Origin of the sequence: Photobacterium sp. GSS17 (genome assembly GCF_028621875.1) — a bacterium.
GTDB classification, from domain to species: Bacteria; Pseudomonadota; Gammaproteobacteria; order Enterobacterales; family Vibrionaceae; genus Photobacterium; species Photobacterium ganghwense.
Genome location: NZ_CP117517.1, coordinates 3067022 through 3083485 on the forward strand (window position 1 = coordinate 3067022; position 16464 = coordinate 3083485).

Annotated in this window: 15 protein-coding genes and 1 other RNA gene; 7 read left to right on the forward strand and 9 right to left on the reverse strand. The window is 52.5% G+C overall.

Translation table 11 applies throughout. The annotated features are described in order from the left end of the window. Positions 1-2: 2 nt before the first annotated feature. Together ubiH and PGW97_RS13875 are read right to left on the reverse strand one after the other, a co-directional pair. The gene (gene ubiH, locus PGW97_RS13870; protein ID WP_273857518.1) at positions 3-1190 is read right to left on the reverse strand and encodes a 2-octaprenyl-6-methoxyphenyl hydroxylase; all 1188 of its coding nucleotides are present in this window, start codon (positions 1188-1190) and stop codon (positions 3-5) included. Positions 1191-1220: 30 nt separating this feature from the next. Next, on the reverse strand, positions 1221-1892 hold the full coding sequence (locus tag PGW97_RS13875; RefSeq protein WP_273857519.1) for a UPF0149 family protein: 672 nt from the start codon (positions 1890-1892) through the stop codon (positions 1221-1223). A 261-nt stretch (positions 1893-2153) separates the two neighbouring features. Between PGW97_RS13875 and zapA the strand changes: the two genes are divergently transcribed. The 5 genes from zapA to serA all read left to right on the forward strand — a co-directional run bounded on the left by zapA (position 2154) and on the right by serA (position 5696). Beyond that, positions 2154-2456 (forward strand): cell division protein ZapA, encoded by a 303-nt coding sequence (gene zapA / locus PGW97_RS13880; protein WP_047886904.1) that lies wholly within the window; start codon positions 2154-2156, stop codon positions 2454-2456. Positions 2457-2463: 7 nt separating this feature from the next. Further along, positions 2464-2646: non-coding RNA, 6S RNA (gene ssrS / locus PGW97_RS13885), on the forward strand. Between the two features lie 79 nt (positions 2647-2725). Beyond that, positions 2726-3328: a 5-formyltetrahydrofolate cyclo-ligase gene (locus tag PGW97_RS13890; protein ID WP_047886833.1), complete on the forward strand. Its 603-nt coding sequence runs from the start codon at positions 2726-2728 to the stop codon at positions 3326-3328. A 226-nt stretch (positions 3329-3554) separates the two neighbouring features. Beyond that, the gene (rpiA, locus tag PGW97_RS13895) at positions 3555-4214 is read left to right on the forward strand and encodes a ribose-5-phosphate isomerase RpiA (RefSeq protein ID WP_273857520.1); all 660 of its coding nucleotides are present in this window, start codon (positions 3555-3557) and stop codon (positions 4212-4214) included. A gap of 252 nt (positions 4215-4466) precedes the next feature. Further along, entirely contained in the window at positions 4467-5696 is a 1230-nt protein-coding gene (gene serA / locus PGW97_RS13900) for a phosphoglycerate dehydrogenase (protein ID WP_047886831.1), read from the forward strand. A gap of 189 nt (positions 5697-5885) precedes the next feature. Here serA and PGW97_RS13905 read toward each other — a convergent pair whose 3' ends face one another. Both PGW97_RS13905 and PGW97_RS13910 read right to left on the reverse strand, forming a co-directional pair. Beyond that, the gene (locus tag PGW97_RS13905; RefSeq protein WP_273857521.1) at positions 5886-6587 is read right to left on the reverse strand and encodes an oxidative stress defense protein; all 702 of its coding nucleotides are present in this window, start codon (positions 6585-6587) and stop codon (positions 5886-5888) included. Positions 6588-6712: 125 nt separating this feature from the next. Then, the gene (locus PGW97_RS13910; protein WP_273859672.1) at positions 6713-7609 is read right to left on the reverse strand and encodes a LysR family transcriptional regulator ArgP; all 897 of its coding nucleotides are present in this window, start codon (positions 7607-7609) and stop codon (positions 6713-6715) included. A 280-nt stretch (positions 7610-7889) separates the two neighbouring features. Here PGW97_RS13910 and PGW97_RS13915 point away from each other — a divergent pair, with 280 nt between their 5' ends. Together PGW97_RS13915 and PGW97_RS13920 are read left to right on the forward strand one after the other, a co-directional pair. Then, the gene (locus PGW97_RS13915) at positions 7890-8522 is read left to right on the forward strand and encodes a LysE/ArgO family amino acid transporter (protein ID WP_273857522.1); all 633 of its coding nucleotides are present in this window, start codon (positions 7890-7892) and stop codon (positions 8520-8522) included. A gap of 5 nt (positions 8523-8527) precedes the next feature. Next, positions 8528-9052 (forward strand): YbaK/EbsC family protein, encoded by a 525-nt coding sequence (locus PGW97_RS13920; RefSeq protein ID WP_273857523.1) that lies wholly within the window; start codon positions 8528-8530, stop codon positions 9050-9052. 86 nt (positions 9053-9138) lie between these two features. Here the strand turns inward: PGW97_RS13920 and mscS are convergent, their stop codons facing one another. From mscS to tkt, 5 genes are all read right to left on the reverse strand, one after another. Then, complete coding sequence (gene mscS / locus PGW97_RS13925; protein WP_047886827.1) at positions 9139-10023, reverse strand: small-conductance mechanosensitive channel MscS; 885 nt, start codon at positions 10021-10023, stop codon at positions 9139-9141. A gap of 292 nt (positions 10024-10315) precedes the next feature. Further along, entirely contained in the window at positions 10316-11392 is a 1077-nt protein-coding gene (fbaA, locus tag PGW97_RS13930) for a class II fructose-bisphosphate aldolase (RefSeq protein ID WP_047886826.1), read from the reverse strand. A gap of 137 nt (positions 11393-11529) precedes the next feature. Beyond that, positions 11530-12693 carry a phosphoglycerate kinase gene (locus PGW97_RS13935; RefSeq protein ID WP_047886825.1) on the reverse strand — a complete coding sequence of 388 codons (1164 nt, stop codon included), beginning with the start codon at positions 12691-12693 and terminating at the stop codon, positions 11530-11532. A 77-nt stretch (positions 12694-12770) separates the two neighbouring features. Further along, the gene (gene epd / locus PGW97_RS13940) at positions 12771-13829 is read right to left on the reverse strand and encodes an erythrose-4-phosphate dehydrogenase (protein WP_273857524.1); all 1059 of its coding nucleotides are present in this window, start codon (positions 13827-13829) and stop codon (positions 12771-12773) included. 271 nt (positions 13830-14100) lie between these two features. After that, positions 14101-16095, reverse strand: a complete 1995-nt coding sequence (gene tkt / locus PGW97_RS13945; RefSeq protein ID WP_107193909.1) for a transketolase — start codon at positions 16093-16095, stop codon at positions 14101-14103. Positions 16096-16464 lie beyond the last annotated feature (369 nt).

The window sequence follows — 16464 nt, forward strand, 5'->3', positions numbered from 1 at the left end:
GGTTATCTTTCTACCTGTCCCATTGCCCGGCGAACCAGCGGGCCTTTCACTACATCCATCGCTCCCATGGCCATCAGGCCGACATTGCGACCGGCCACAAGAGGAAAACTATCATTGGCAAACAGCCCGACCAGCCCTGTGGTCATAGCCACCGTGGCATCACGATCTGCCTCCCGGCGCTGACGATAACGGCTGAGAACGGCTGCGCTCCCGGCATCCTCACCGGCAGCCACACCCGTTGCGATTTCTTCGGCCAGGCTCATGACATCACGCAGGCCGAGGTTAAAACCCTGTCCCGCGATAGGGTGCAAGGTTTGCGCGGCATTGCCCACCACGGCCACCCGGTGTGATGTCAGGCGCTCAGACTGGCGAAGCAGCAACGGATAGGCACTGCGGCGACCGGTTTTCACCAGCTCGCCCAAACGCCAGCCAAAGGCCTGTTGCAGCTGTGCCAGAAAAGTCTCGTCATCCCAGCCCATCACTTCGTCACGGGCTTCCGGGCGGATACACCACACTAGTGAACTGCGTCCTTCGGTCATCGGCAGCAGGGCCAATGGTCCTTGTGGGGTGAAGCGCTCAAACGCCCGCCCCTGATGCGGTTCGGCAGTGGTGATGTTGGCAATCACCGCAATCTGGTCAAAATCATACTCGCTGCGACCGATATTGAGCATCTCGCAACAACCGGACAACGCGCCATCCGCCGCCACCAGCAGTTTGGCCTGCAGGCTGTCGCCATTATCAAGCACCAGATCCACTGCATCCTGATGACGGGTAATGCCGGTGATCATGGCTGGGCAAAGCAAGTCCACGTTTGTCAGGTCAGCCAGCTGATGGTGAAACACCCGCCCGGCATCAGCCAGTTCAATCACATAGCCCAGCGCATCCACGGCGATATCCCGCCGATCGATCCGAACCAGTCCGGCATGGCCGCGATCCGACACATGAATATGCTCGATCGGGGTGGCCACCGGTGCCAGCGTGTCCCAGCAGCCGATCTTTTCAAGGAGGTTCGCTGACCCCTGAGAAAGGGCGATACTTCGGGCATCATAACCCGGGTGATCCACCAGATTTGGCGCCACGGCTTCAACCACCGCGACACGGAGCTGACCGGCGGTCAGCTTGTGCAGCGCAATGGCCAGGGTTGCCCCGGCCATCGCACCGCCCGCAATGACGACATCGTACTGCTTCACATCCTGTCCCTTATGTTACTGCCCCGCCCCTCAGTGCAAGGTCGGTTTTTGCGCTGATGCGGCATCATCAGCCAGGTCGCCATTCACCGGCTCATCACTGCCCGCCTCGCTCGCATCGCGGCGCTGGCTGAGGCCAATCAGGCACACCATCACACACTCCGGCACATATGCCGCAATGTTATCGAACAGCATCGCCTGCTCATCCATATCTTCCGTATCATCAATCCCGAGCTTGGCAATTTCTTCCAGCGCTTCAATTGCTTCGGTCACATCTTCCGATAAGGCTTTCTTATCCAGCCCCATCAATCCCAGGCCGGAAATAAAATTCGTCACCCACTCACTCAGGGCTTCGGCACGCAGCATCAGATCGCCGTCCTGCTCCGGCAGCAACAGCGACACAGTGAGTTCGACCTCGTTCAGCTCTGCGCCTGTTGAGGTAAACAGAGTATTGAGTAAGCCACTCAGTTCATGAGCCGCAGCATCGTACACCGCACGCACCAGCGTTTTCGCGCCATCGGTCAGCGGTTCGCCCTGATTGGCATAATCGCACACCGGAGCCAGCCATTGTTCGCCGTCCAGCTCGAGACCGCCGCAGATCATCCCACTCAGCAGACCGTGAAGTTCGGCCGGGGTGGCGGTCAGCCCATGCTCTTTCAGCATTGGCTCAAGGGATTCATAGGTGGGCAATTTTACTTCGCTCATGCGTTGTTCGCCTTCATGTCATGGGTGTCAATCTTAATTGTGGTATGCTACCACTTATACGAAAGCGCAGTCACTCGGCATTTCCCGCCTCTGGGACAGGATTGCCCCAATCTGGTTAAGATCTGATTAGTTAATCACCTTTCAGGGCAAAGCGTGATGCGCCAACTTGCATGTTTCTCGGGCTTTTTCTATATTGAGCCCACACGTGTATCGCAAGCGGAATGCCATGTTTATGACTGGCACGGAGCAGATGAAAAGGTTATGAGTAACCAGGCAGTAGAAATTAAGGTTTATGGTCGTGTCTTTAAAGTTAATTGTCCTTCCGGGCAAGAAGATGCGCTGCGTGCTTCGGCCGCCGACTTTGATCAGCGCCTGCATGATCTGTCTGAGCGAACGAAAATCAGCAATCTTGAGCAGCTGCTGATGTTTACCGGCCTGAATGTCTGTAACGAACTGCATAACGAACGCCATGAACAGCAGCGCAATGAAGAAAAACTAACCAACAGAATCAACGAGATGGAAGATTTGTTGGAGAAAGCATTGCAATATCAGCCTGAGCGTTGATAATGAATTGACCCTGGGGTGTGCGTCAGCGGATTAACGTCCCCGAGCCGATAAGCAAAAAACCAGGATCTGCTTTTATTAGCTATTGAGCATGCTCGGCATGTACCGAGAAGCCTACGGTTAATGTTGCTGATCCACCTTGAACATCTGGTTCAAGGGCCACAATTCGCAACGGCACCTTGGGGTACCTCCACATTTTGTGACGAGCGTCGCGAGTCACTTTCTGTCACTCTTAACGATCGCTCTCCAACAACGTCAATGGATGACCTATGCGATCAGCAATTCACCCGGATGCTACCCGTCAGCACATTCGCCAGATTATTCGCCAACATCGCCGGGCACTTACTCCCGACCAGCAGCAACTAGCCGCACAAGATTTACTTGAGCATTGTCAGCAGTCTGCCACCCTGCTCCACGCGCAGCACATTGCCCTCTATCTGGCCAACGACGGCGAACTCGATACCCAACCGGTCATTGACTGGCTCTGGCATCAGGGAAAATCGGTGTACCTGCCGGTCCTGCACCCCTTCAGCAAAGGCAATCTGCTGTTTTTGCACTACACCCCGGACACCCGAATGACCGCGAACCGCTACCAGATCCGAGAGCCGATGCTGGATATTCGCTTGGTGAAGCCGATTACCGAACTGGATGTGATTGCGACCCCGCTGGTCGCGTTTGACAACACCGGCCAGCGTCTGGGCATGGGCGGCGGCTACTACGACCGCACCTTAAACCGCTGGCACCAGGAGCGCCAAGGGCCCCGCCCGATAGGCCTTGCCCACGACTGCCAGCAGGTCGACACCCTGCCCGTTGAGGCCTGGGACGTGCCGTTGCCGGAGATCATCACCCCCTCTTACCATTTTCATTGGTAGTACCTGGCAACTATCACTGTCCGCTCACGCCGCATCAGGCAAACGATTGGCTCCTCATTGTGGGACAGACGGCCCCTGGTCAAAATTTAAATCTATGTTATTAAAAGAATTATCTTTTTTCGGCGAATAACACAGCATATCGCTTGGGAGATAAGGACTGACGGCAGGCCATCATTTGGCTATAATCGTCGCTCCGCGCAACGTTTGTCATCATTAGGAGAAAAGCATGACACAAGATGAAATGAAAAAAGCTGCCGGCTGGGCTGCTCTGGAATATGTCAAAAAAGGCAGTATCGTGGGTGTCGGCACCGGTTCGACAGTTAATCACTTCATCGATGCGTTAGCGACCCGTAAAGAAGAAATTCAGGGCGCAGTATCCAGCTCCGTCGCTTCGACAGAGCGTTTGGAAAAAATCGGGATTCCTGTCTTCGATGCCAACGAAGTGTCCAGCCTGGACGTATATGTTGACGGCGCAGATGAAATCAACGGCGAGTTCGACATGATCAAAGGTGGCGGTGCCGCTCTGACCCGTGAAAAAATTGTTGCCGCGATTGCCAAGAAGTTCATCTGTATTGTCGATGACACTAAGCAGGTCGATGTGCTGGGCCAGTTCCCGCTGCCGGTTGAAGTGATTCCGATGGCCCGTTCTTTCATTGGCCGTGAGCTGGTGAAGCTGGGCGGCGATCCGGTATACCGTGAAGGTTGTGTTACCGACAACGGCAACATCATTCTGGATGTGCACAACATGCAGATCACTAACCCGAAAACGCTGGAAGACCAAATTAACGCCCTGCCGGGTGTCGTTACGGTCGGTCTGTTTGCGCACCGCGGCGCTGATGTCCTGCTGGTTGGTTCTCCGGAAGGCGTGAAAACTTTCGAAAAATAAGCGATTTGGCTTTCATCTCGTTATTGAGTTTCAAAACGGCATAATATATGCCGTTTTTTCTTATCAATCCTGTAATATTCTTACCCTTCCTGCGCATTTTTTGGTAACGTAAAAGCCTGCATGTAAGCAATTGTAATTTGTGGCGCTCATGGATGGCCCGCATACAGGAAATCTGTTCCTTCCTTTTCCTGCCTCTGCCTCGCTCCCATGAGCCCCTCCCTTCGCCCCAAGTGTTGTTAAGGATGAGTATCAATGGCAAAAGTTTCACTGGATAAAGAAAAGATAAAAATTCTGCTGCTCGAAGGCATCCACCCTTCAGCAATCGAAGTGTTGCAGCAGGCTGGCTACACCAACATCGAGTACCACAAAGGCTCCCTCTCCGGAGAGGAACTGCTGACTGCCATTGAAGACGTTCACTTTATCGGGATCCGATCCCGCACTCAGCTGACTGACGAAGTTTTCGAAGCGGCGAAGAAACTGACCGCGGTAGGCTGTTTCTGTATCGGAACCAACCAAGTAGATCTGGATGCAGCGACCAAGCGCGGTATTCCGGTCTTTAACGCACCGTTCTCTAATACCCGTAGTGTCGCAGAACTGGTACTGGGTGAAATTTTGCTACTGCTACGCGGCGTGCCGGAGAAAAATGCCAAAGCTCACCGTGGTGAGTGGCTGAAATCAGCGGATAACTCTTACGAAGCACGTGGTAAGCGCCTGGGTATTATCGGCTACGGCCACATCGGTACACAGCTGGGTATTCTGGCGGAGAACCTGGGTATGCACGTGTACTACTACGACATCGAAAACAAGCTGTCGCTGGGTAATGCAACACAGGTGGCGTCCCGTACTGAACTGCTGAACATGTGTGACGTGATCAGCCTGCATGTGCCGGAAACGCACGATACTCAAAATATGATGGGGCCGGAAGAATTTGCACTGATGAAGCCGGGCTCAATCTTTATCAATGCTGCTCGCGGCACCGTTGTCGACATCGACGCGCTGTGCTCTGCGCTGGAAAGCAGCCACCTGGCTGGTGCGGCGATCGACGTCTTCCCGGTAGAGCCGAAGACCAACAACGATCCGTTCGAAACGCCACTGAGCAAATTTGACAACGTACTGCTGACGCCGCACATCGGCGGTTCCACTCAGGAAGCCCAGGCCAATATCGGTATCGAAGTTGCCGGTAAGATGGCGAAATACTCAGACAATGGTTCGACCCTGTCGGCCGTTGGCTTCCCGGAAGTATCGCTGCCTGAACACCGCAACTGCTCGCGCCTGCTGCACATTCACGAAAACCGTCCGGGTATCCTGAACCAGATCACGACGATCTTTGCTTCAGACGGCATCAACATTGCCGCGCAGTACCTGCAAACCGGGCCGGAAATCGGCTACGTGGTAATTGATGTCGAAACCGAGCGCGCAGAAGAAGCCTTGACGAAACTGAAAGCGATCGACGGCACAATCCGCGCCCGTATCCTGCACTAAGTCACTGAGACTGAGTTGCGTGACGGGGATAAACGCGACAACCAGCCCCGTCCGACAAGCGATTGAAACAAAAAAGCGAGAGGCCAGCCTCTCGCTTTTTGATTCTGTTACCTGACGACGCAGAGTCCGTCAGCCATCACTCCGTGTTTTGCATTTCAGCCCCGCTTTAGCAGCATGTCAGCAACGTAATTAATCCTGAAGCTTAAAGGTGACATCCACCTGATCGCGGATCACGATCTGAGTATCCTGATAGCCCATGGATTTTTCCATTGCCGGAGCATCCATCGCCATGCGCATCATCACTGGACGCGGGTAGCTGGTCTGGTAGTTAATCTGCCAAACGCCATCCAGCTTCTCGCCAAATCCATCAGCCAGAGACTTGGCTTTTTCCATCGCATCTTTCACCGCAGCCTGACGCGCCTGATCTTGATACTCTTTTTCATTGCTGACTTTCAGCTCGATATTATTGATGCGATTGATGCCGTCGCCCAACGCATTGTCGAGATAGGTATTCAGCTTATCCAGTGAGTTCACGGTGACCGTGATGTAACGGCTGGCACGGTAGCCTTTCAGTTCTGGCTCTTGGTCTTTCGGATAATGGTACTGCGGCTGCAGATTAATATTGGCGCTCTGGATCTGGCTGCGATCCAGACCTTCTTTCAGCAGGCGATCCACAAATGCGGTTACCGCTTTATCTACGGCCTCTTTGGCTGCTTTAGCTGTCGGACGCAGCTCTTCCACCGCGACAGAAAAAACGGCCATATCCGGCTGTGCCGTCACTTCACCGTGACCGGTGGTTTGTAGGTGAGGAACCGAAACGTTGGCAGATGCCACGCCGCTCATCCCCATCAAACTCATACCCAGCATTGCAGCAACTAGTGGTTTTTTCATCGTGATTTCCTGTTCGTTTTACGAAATATATCCTTTCGACAACACGTCACCACAAAAAATTCCCATTCGAGTGAATTTTTTTGTACATTGTTTTATTTATCACTAACGATCGTCCTGCACAGCCGCTATTGCGGCAGTATACGCCGGGCATACTCCGTCAGCTGCCGGGTCAGCTCGGCCAGTACCCCACTCTCCAGTGCCCAGTGATGCCAGTACATCCGTCGACTGAGCATTATCTCGGGGGTCAGGTTTACCAACACCCCCTGCGCCAGCTCCTGCTCTATCTGCACTCGGGGGATCAGGCAGAACGCAATCCCTTCCAGCGCCAGCCGTACAAAGGCCTCCGACGAACGGACGGTATGCTTCATCACACTGCCCGGCGGCAGGTTAAAATGCTGATGGACGAACTGCTCATGCATATCATCATGCTGGTCAAAGGTCACGCCGGGAGCCGCCAGCAGGCTGTCACGACTTACCCCGGCAGCAAAATACCGGGCGGCAAATTCAGGGCTGGCTACGCACAGATAGTCAACCCGCCCCAGGTACTCAGCGACGCATCCCGGCAGCGGGCGGCTTTCCATACTGAGCGCCCCGACCACTTCACCGCTGCGTAGTTTATCCAGCGTTCGGGCCTCATCTTCCACCAGCAAATTCAGCTCAATGCGACGCGACTTCAGTAGAGGGCTCAGTGCCGGTAGCAGCCAGGTCGCCAGACTGTCTGCATTCGTGGCGATGGCAACCGACATCGGCTGATCGTCAGCATCGGTCGCCAGCGCCGGCAGCAGCTCCTGCTCCAGCAAGCGAACCCGGCGGTATAAGCCCAGCATTTTCTGACCGGCCGGGGTGGCTCTTGGGGGCTGTCCCCGCACCAGCATTGGTTGAGCCATCAGTTTTTCCAGCTGTTTCACCCGTTGCGAGACCGCTGACTGGGTGATGCACAAATGCTCAGCGGCCCGTTCAAACCCGCGCTGAGCAATCACCGCATCCAGTGCTTCAATCCAGCGATAATCCAGTCCCCGCATTCCTTTCTCCTGTCGTTCCGGCTGGGTGGTCGACTTCAGCGCGGTGTCTGCGTTACTGAGTTTCTCCATTGCGGTCCAGCCTTGGCGGCAGACCTACAGGCTGACACTCTCAAGCTCAGCACACCGCGCCCACTATTATTAGAAACTCTAATAATCAATAAATATTATTAGTTGTACCCAGGCTATATGGCGATTGTATGCTGCCTCCATCTTTTTCACCACGCCATCACGTGGGCAAAGCCCACTCGGTGTTTGTAATAATGACAGGAATCGCAAAACAATGAGTATCTGGGTTTTACTGCAAGGATTTGGACTGGGCGCTTCGATGATCATCCCGATTGGTGCGCAAAACGCGTTTGTTCTGAATCAGGGAATAAAGCGTAACCATCACCTGACCACGGCGACGATCTGCAGTCTGCTTGATACCCTGTTCATCAGCCTGGGCATTTTCGGCGGCGGTGCCCTGCTGTCCAGCAATGAAACCCTGCTGACCTGTGTCACCATTGGCGGTATTCTGTTTCTGACTTTTTACGGCGCTTTGTCACTCAGCAGCGCGCTGCGTTCAGCATCCGCCGAGGAAGCCTCGACGCAGGTACTGGCGCGTGGTCGACGTGCCGTTATTCTCGGCGCCCTGGCTGTGACAGTGCTGAACCCGCACATGTACCTGGATACCGTGGTGATTCTCGGGTCGATTGGCGGTCAGTTTGAAGGACATGACAGAATCGCGTTTGCCCTGGGTACGATCATGGCATCTTTCGTCTGGTTCTATACCCTTTCCATCGGCGCTGCCAAGCTCGGGCCCACACTGTCCCAACCAAAGGTCAAGCGCGGAATCGATCTGGCCGTTGCCGGTATGATGTTCTTCATTGCATTCCATCTCAGCCAGGAACTCTGGACAAAAACATTGGGGTAGTCTTTATGCAGCAGGAAATTTTAGCTTTAGGGAAAAACGTAGACACAATTTACCAGAGTAACCTGGCGCTGTTCCGCCATACTGGGATTGCTTATCAGGCATGGGAACACGAACCGGTACTGGATTATGAGACAGATGCCAGACTGGCCGATGAGCTGGGCTGGACAGCGGCACCCACCAAAAGTCTGTTTATGAAAATGAAGGGAGGCGGCCACAGCCTGCTCCTGACACATAAAGACAGCCGCTTGGACAGTAAGCTAGTCAAACAAGCGCTGGGGAAACGGGTATCCGTGTGCACCCATGATGAAATGGCTGCCGCGATAGGTTGTGTGCCAGGTGCAGTCTGCCCGTTCGGCTTGCCCGAAGAGATTACCCTGCTGGTCGACCCGGTGCTGTATCAGCACCCTGAGCTGATGTATACCCCGGGCAAACCGGAGTTTACTTTCGCCTTTGCCAGTGCGGACCTTGATACGCTGCTGGCGGCCCTGCCGAACACAGTGATCCCGCTGCCTGAGGTGCACAGCGCATAACTCAGCCGCACAGCACCCGCCATAAAAAATGGAGCCAATCGGCTCCATTTTCTTTTTTTAATCAGTCAGTAATACCAAATCGGTGATTACTTTTCGATCTTGTTCAGGTGAACATCCATTTGTGGGAATGGGATCTCGATACCTTCTTTGTCCAGCTCTTCTTTGATCGCTTGCAAAAGGTCGAAGTACACGCCCCAGTAATCAGACGTTTTCACCCATGGACGTACCACGAAGTTAACGGAAGAGTCAGCCAGTGCTACCACACCGATGGTTGGCGCTGGGTCTTTCAGAACGCGCGCTTCAGCAGCAACCACTCGCTCCAGAACCGCTTTGGTTTTCTTCAGATCAGACTTGTACGACACACCGATCACGTAGTCGATACGGCGGGTCTCATGACGTGAGTAGTTTGTGATTGGGCCACCGATCACCGATGCGTTAGGAACCACAACCATCTTGTTGTCTGGCGTTTTCAGAACCGTAGAGAACACCTGAATGGATTCTACCGAACCAGCCACACCGCCGACTTCTACGTAGTCACCAGATTTGAACGGGCGGAAAGCAACAATCAGCACACCAGCCGCAAAGTTAGACAGAGAACCTTGCAGGGCCAGACCAACGGCCAGACCCGCGGCACCGATAACAGCAACCACAGACGCCGTTTGAACGCCAACACGGCCAAGAGCGGCAATCAGTACGATCACAAACAGCAGGTAACGAACCAGTGAATGCAGGAACTCCACCACTGCATCGTCCATCTGCTTTTTACGCAGCATGCGCGCTACGCCATTGGCGATAGTTTTAGTAATAATGTTACCGATAAACAGGATCAGCAGGGCAGATAAAAGGTTAACCCCATACTGAATCAGCAAATCCTGGTTATCAGAAATCCATGTACCAGCATTCAGCACACCATTAGTTAAATCGTTATCCGTAATCGTCTCTACGACACTATTTGCGACACTTTCACTCATACGTATCTTACTCTGCTAAATAGGTTATCTACGTGGTTCCCGTTGCGATACCACATCGTCCGGGAGCATAATTATTATCGTGCAGTACTCAGATAAATGACTTATGCAACTACCACTATAACAGTGATTTCATTGAATTGGTTAGTCATTCCCAAGTATCGCCGTGCCGCGATAATACCTGCGGGTGCAAAAAAGACCAACAAAAATATGACATAGATCACGTCATTTTTTTGACGATATAAAAAAGCCCGCGATTGCGGGCTTTTTAAATCTTTGGAGAAAGAACGACAGATTACAGTACGTCGATCGCGTTCAGGTCAGAGAACGCTTGCTCCAGACGCTTAACCATAGAAGCCTGACCAGCACGCAGCCATACGCGTGGGTCGTAGTATTTCTTGTTCGGCGCGTCTTCACCTGTTGGGTTACCGATTTGACCTTGCAGGTAATCGTGGTTATCCGCTTCGTATTTACGAACGCCGTCCCAAGTTGCCCACTGAGTATCAGTATCGATGTTCATTTTGATTACACCGTAAGAGATAGACTCACGAATTTCTTCCAGTGTAGAGCCTGAACCACCGTGGAATACGAAGTTCAGCGTGTTAGTTGGCAGACCGAATTTCTCAGAGCAGTAAGCTTGAGAGTCACGCAGGATGGTCGGAGTCAGAACAACGTTACCTGGTTTGTAAACGCCGTGTACGTTACCGAAAGATGCTGCGATAGTGAAACGGTGGCTGATTGCGCTCAGTTTTTCGTAAGCGTAAGCAACGTCTTCTGGAGAAGTGTACAGCTCAGACTGATCCATGTCAGAGTTGTCTACGCCGTCTTCTTCACCACCAGTACAACCCAGTTCGATTTCCAGAGTCATGTTCATCTTCGCCATGCGCTCAAGGTACTTCGCACAGATTTCGATGTTTTCTTCCAGAGACTCTTCAGACAGGTCGATCATGTGAGAAGAGAACAGAGGCTTACCAGTTTGAGCGAAGTACTCTTCACCCGCATCCAGCAGACCGTCGATCCATGGCAGCAGTTTCTTCGCTGCGTGGTCAGTGTGCAGAATAACAGGCACACCGTAAGATTCAGCGATAGCGTGTACGTATTTCGCGCCAGCAACCGCACCTTTGATTTGTGCTTCCTGACCTTCTAGTTTCAGACCTTTACCAGCGAAGAATGCAGCACCGCCGTTAGAGAACTGAACGATAACTGGAGCTTTAACGTTCGCAGCCGCTTCCAGTACAGCGTTGATAGAGTCAGTGTTAACTACGTTTACCGCTGGAAGTGCAAACTGGTTTTCTTTTGCAACTTCAAATACTTTCTGTACGTCGTCGCCAGAAATCACACCAGGTTTTACGAAATCGAAGATCTTAGACATAACAATAGTCCTATTTGCCTTGTTGTCTGTATAAATGGAAATCTTTGCAATCGTTTGCTACCGCCGTATTCTACAAAAACGGCACCTTGTTAACAAACAATTAAAGCGCGGGAGCCATACGCTCCCGCCCTGTTTGATTAAGCTTTAGCACGCTCTTCCAGCATAGCAACTGCTGGTAGTTTTTTGCCTTCAACGAACTCAAGGAACGCACCACCACCAGTAGAGATGTAAGATACGTCAGCTTTGATGCCGAATTTGTCGATGGCAGCCAGCGTATCACCGCCACCTGCAACAGAGAAACCGTCAGACGCAGCAATCGCTTCAGAGATGCCTTTCGTACCCGCTTCGAAATTCTTGAACTCGAAAACGCCAACCGGACCATTCCACAGGATAGTTTTCGCGTCTTTCAGGATTTTCGCCAGCGCTTCTGTTGATTCAGGGCCTAGGTCGAAGATCATGTCGTCGTCTTGTACTTCAGAAACGTGTTTGATTTCTGCTTCCGCATTCTCGTCGAAGGCTTTTGCACATGCCACGTCAGTAGCAACCGGAATTGCGCACTCATCCATCAGTTTCTTCGCTGTATCAACCAGATCAGCTTCGTACAGAGACTTACCTACATTGTAGCCAGCCGCCGCAATAAAGGTGTTAGCGATACCGCCACCCACAACCAGTTGGTCGGCAATTTTAGACAGTGACTCAAGTACTGTCAGTTTAGTCGAAACTTTAGAACCACCAACGATAGCGACCATCGGACGAGCCGGTTTGTCCATCGCTTTACCCAGCGCTTCCAGTTCGTTAGCCAGCAGAGGACCCGCACAAGCAACCGGTGCGTGCATACCTACACCGTGAGTAGACGCTTGTGCGCGGTGAGCTGTACCGAATGCATCCATCACGAATACGTCACACAGTGCGGCGTATTTCTTAGACAGTTCTTCTTCGTTTTTCTTTTCGCCTTTGTTAAAGCGAACGTTTTCCAGAACAACCAGTTCACCAGCGTTCAGTTCCACGCCGTCCAGGTAGTCTTTTACCAGCTTCACTTCGCAATCCAGAGCGTCGTTCAGGTAGTTCACTACTGGTTGTAGAGAGAACTCGTCAGCGTATTCGCCTTCAGTCGGACGACCCAGGTGAGAAGTAACCATTACTTTGGCACCCGCTTCCAGGCAGTGCTTGATCGTTGGCAGAGATGCCAGGATACGCGCATCTGAAGTTACTTTACCGTCTTTTACTGGCACGTTCAGGTCCGCACGAATGAATACGCGTTTACCTGCAAGGTCCAGATCAGTCATCTTGATTACAGACATGGTTTGTCCTCTCAACAGTGATTAATTTAAAGTCAAAGTTTTTGTCGGCCCGGCGTCACTGCCAGGCCCGCTAATTCTTACTGCTCAGTTGTGTTACAGGCAGCACGGCTGTCATCAACCGCCTGCATTGCCAACGCGGTATCAAGCATCCGGTTGGCAAATCCCCATTCATTATCGCACCAGATCAGCAACTTGATTAAATGCTGGTTACTGACCCGAGTTTGCGTCCCGTCAACGATCGCACTGTGTGGATCGTGGTTGAAGTCAATGGAGACAAGGGGCGCTTCGGTATAGTCCACAATACCGTCTAATGTACAACGAGACGCTTCTGCCAGTGATTGATTTACGTCATTAACTTTCACATTTGTTTTCACGGTGACACTTAAATCCATCGCTGTGACGTTAATTGTCGGTACACGCACAGAAATAGCTTCAAATTTGTCAGAAAATTCCGGAAAGATACGACCGATGCCCAGATGAAGTTTAGTATCAACGGGGATAATTGACTGGCTGGCAGCTCGGGTACGACGTAAGTCAGTGTGGTAGGCGTCGATGACCTGCTGGTCATTCATCGCCGAGTGAATGGTGGTAATGGTGCCGGACTCAATGCCAAAGGCTTCATCCAGCACTTTAATAACCGGGACAATACAGTTGGTGGTACAGGAACCGTTGGACACAATCAGGTCGTCGGCGGTCAGGGTCTGGTGGTTAACACCGTATATGATTGTATTGTCGATGTCGTTTGCAGCAGGGTGGGAAAACAGGACTTTTCTCGCGCCAGCTTTGATATGGGCTTCGCCGTCGCTTCGGGAGCCAAAGATGCCGGTACAGTCCAGCACGATATCAATGGCTAAGTCTTTCCAAGGCAGCAAGTGGATGTCGCTTTGGTGCAGGATCCGGATTTGATCCTGATTATCCGCCCCGCCGATGAACAGATGCTCCTGGTCATGGCTGACAGACTTATGGAAGCGGCCATGGCTGGTGTCATACTGCAGCAAATGAGCCATGGCTTCAGGCTCAGCTAACTCGTTGACTGCCACGACTTGAATGTGGTGGTGTTTGCCGCTTTCATACAGGGCGCGAAGCACACTGCGTCCGATACGGCCAAATCCATTAATTGCGACTCTTAGTGTCATATCCGTGCTACAAAATTATTAAGCGGGGTTAGTGTATACCAAGCGATTGTGAGAATCACGATAATTGTGAAGGGCATCACCCTGACTTACAAACCCAAAATAAAACAAAACGTTAAGATAATTCCCACGCTTGGCGTGATGACTTTTTCAACACAATCCACTGTGAGTGAGATCTCAATTCATATAAAAAAAGACCTCGTGAAGAGGTCTTTTTTTCATCCTTCGAAATAAATACTGTAGCCCTTAAGCCACCGTATATTTACCCGCTAAATTACGCCAGTAGCTCTTTCGCTGTGCTGACGACATTCTCAGTGGTAAAGCCGAACATTTCGAACAGTTGGCCAGCCGGTGCAGATTCACCGAAGCTGGTCATACCGATGATGCGGCCGTCGAAACCGACGTATTTGTACCAGAAATCTGCGATTCCCGCTTCGATAGCGATACGTGCTGTCACGTCAGATGGCAGCACCGCTTCGCGGTATGCCGCGTCTTGCTTGTCGAACGTGTCAGTCGATGGCATAGAGACCACGCGAACCAGCTTGCCTTCGGCAGTCAGTTCCGCTGCTGCGTTCACAGCCAGCTCCACTTCAGAGCCGGTCGCGATCAGGATCAGCTCAGGTTTGCCGGCACAATCTTTCAGGATGTAACCACCCTTCGCGATGTCAGCCACCTGAACCTCAGAGCGCTCTTGCTGCGCCAGGTTCTGACGCGAGAAGATCAGCGCTGATGGCGCGTCTTTACGCTCGATAGCCAGTTTCCAGGCAACCGCAGATTCAACCTGGTCACACGGACGCCATGTGCTCATGTTCGGCGTCAGGCGCAGAGACGCCATTTGCTCAACCGGCTGGTGCGTCGGGCCGTCTTCACCCAGACCAATAGAGTCGTGCGTGTACACTTGGATGTTCTGAATTTTCATCAGAGCGGCCATGCGCATTGCGTTACGGGCGTATTCCATGAACATCAGGAAGGTGGCACCGTAAGGCACGAAACCGCCGTGCAGGGCGATACCGTTGATGATCGCAGTCATGCCGAATTCACGTACACCGTAATGGATGTAGTTACCCGAGAAGTCACCCGCTTCCAGAGACTTCGAGCCAGACCACATGGTCAGGTTAGACGGTGCCAGGTCTGCAGAACCGCCCATGAATTCCGGCAGCAGTTTACCGAACGCTTCCAGCGCGTTTTGAGACGCTTTACGGGATGCGATGTTCGCTGGGTTGGCTTGCAGCTCAGCAATGATTGCGCTGGTCGCTTCTTCCCAGTTCGCTGGCAGCTCACCGTTGACACGGCGCTTGTACTCGGCAGCCAGCTCAGGGTAAGCCGCTTGGTACGCCGCGAACTTGTCGTTCCAGGTTGCTTCTTTGGCAGCGCCCGCTTCTTTTGCATCCCACTCAGCGTAGATGTCTGCCGGGATTTCAAACGGACCGTGGTTCCAGCCCAGGAATTCACGGGCAGCCGCGATTTCGTCGTGGCCCAGTGGTGCACCGTGACAGTCGTGTGAGCCTGCTTTGTTTGGTGAGCCGAAACCGATGATGGTCTTAGTACAAATTAGGGTTGGACGAGGGTCGGCTTTCGCCGCTTCGATTGCCGCGTTGATCGCGTCAGAATCGTGACCGTCAACCGCTGGAATAACGTGCCAGCCGTATGCTTCAAAACGTTTTGGTGTGTCGTCGGAGAACCAGCCTTCCACGTGACCGTCGATAGAGATGCCGTTGTCATCCCAGAATGCGATCAGTTTGCCCAGCCCCAGAGTACCGGCCAGTGAGCACGCTTCGTGAGAGATGCCTTCCATCAGACAGCCGTCGCCCATGAACACGTAGGTGAAGTGGTCAACGATGTCATGGCCGTCTTTGTTGAACTGCGCAGCCAGTGCTTTTTCCGCAATCGCCATACCTACGGCGTTGGTGATGCCCTGACCCAGCGGACCAGTCGTCGTTTCGATACCCGGTGCGTAACCGTACTCAGGGTGACCCGGGGTTTTCGAGTGCAGCTGACGGAAGTTTTTCAGATCATCGATAGACAGATCGTAACCGGTCAGGTGAAGCAGAGAGTAAATCAGCATCGAGCCGTGGCCGTTCGACAGGACGAAACGGTCGCGATCAGCCCACTGAGGGTTCTGAGGGTTGTGGTTCAGGTGGCCACGCCACAGGACTTCAGCAATATCAGCCATCCCCATTGGGGCACCCGGGTGGCCAGAGTTAGCTTGTTGCACACCATCCATACTCAGGGCGCGGATTGCATTGGCAAGTTCTTTACGAGAAGACATGTCTGCTCCAGAAATTCGTAGACGTTATGATGGAGTAGCCTGGTTTTAGGGTAACCAGACTAACCGGTATTCGGCGGGCATGTATTGTCGCAAAGTCTGGCGGCTATCTGCAAACGATTTCCTGCCAAAATAAACACGAATATCAACAAAATGGGCGATACTAATGGCCAACCACCTGTAATTTCACCCTAAACACGGAAACGTTTGCCTGCGAATAAACGCAAACCCATACCCTTCGTATTGTTGATTTTCTACGGCGAGCAGAGGTATCATAGACGTCTAGACGGAGGTAGCTCTATACATACGAACGTACATCCTTATACGATGTCAATCTCCAACCTGCGGTATAGAGCCCAACATCATCCATTT

What these genes read in the sequence shown, in the direction of transcription:
- PGW97_RS13905 (WP_273857521.1), bottom strand. Translation starts at nt 6,587, where the DNA reads ATGAAAAAACCACTAGTTGCTGCAATGCTGGGTATGAGTTTGATGGGG.
- fbaA (WP_047886826.1), bottom strand. Translation starts at nt 11,392, where the DNA reads ATGTCTAAGATCTTCGATTTCGTAAAACCTGGTGTGATTTCTGGCGAC.
- PGW97_RS13910 (WP_273859672.1), bottom strand. Translation starts at nt 7,609, where the DNA reads ATGCGGGGACTGGATTATCGCTGGATTGAAGCACTGGATGCGGTGATT.
- PGW97_RS13935 (WP_047886825.1), bottom strand. Translation starts at nt 12,693, where the DNA reads ATGTCTGTAATCAAGATGACTGATCTGGACCTTGCAGGTAAACGCGTA.
- epd (WP_273857524.1), bottom strand. Translation starts at nt 13,829, where the DNA reads ATGACACTAAGAGTCGCAATTAATGGATTTGGCCGTATCGGACGCAGT.
- PGW97_RS13890 (WP_047886833.1), top strand. Translation starts at nt 2,726, where the DNA reads ATGCGATCAGCAATTCACCCGGATGCTACCCGTCAGCACATTCGCCAG.
- serA (WP_047886831.1), top strand. Translation starts at nt 4,467, where the DNA reads ATGGCAAAAGTTTCACTGGATAAAGAAAAGATAAAAATTCTGCTGCTC.
- zapA (WP_047886904.1), top strand. Translation starts at nt 2,154, where the DNA reads ATGAGTAACCAGGCAGTAGAAATTAAGGTTTATGGTCGTGTCTTTAAA.
- mscS (WP_047886827.1), bottom strand. Translation starts at nt 10,023, where the DNA reads ATGAGTGAAAGTGTCGCAAATAGTGTCGTAGAGACGATTACGGATAAC.
- PGW97_RS13875 (WP_273857519.1), bottom strand. Translation starts at nt 1,892, where the DNA reads ATGAGCGAAGTAAAATTGCCCACCTATGAATCCCTTGAGCCAATGCTG.
- rpiA (WP_273857520.1), top strand. Translation starts at nt 3,555, where the DNA reads ATGACACAAGATGAAATGAAAAAAGCTGCCGGCTGGGCTGCTCTGGAA.
- PGW97_RS13915 (WP_273857522.1), top strand. Translation starts at nt 7,890, where the DNA reads ATGAGTATCTGGGTTTTACTGCAAGGATTTGGACTGGGCGCTTCGATG.
- tkt (WP_107193909.1), bottom strand. Translation starts at nt 16,095, where the DNA reads ATGTCTTCTCGTAAAGAACTTGCCAATGCAATCCGCGCCCTGAGTATG.
- PGW97_RS13920 (WP_273857523.1), top strand. Translation starts at nt 8,528, where the DNA reads ATGCAGCAGGAAATTTTAGCTTTAGGGAAAAACGTAGACACAATTTAC.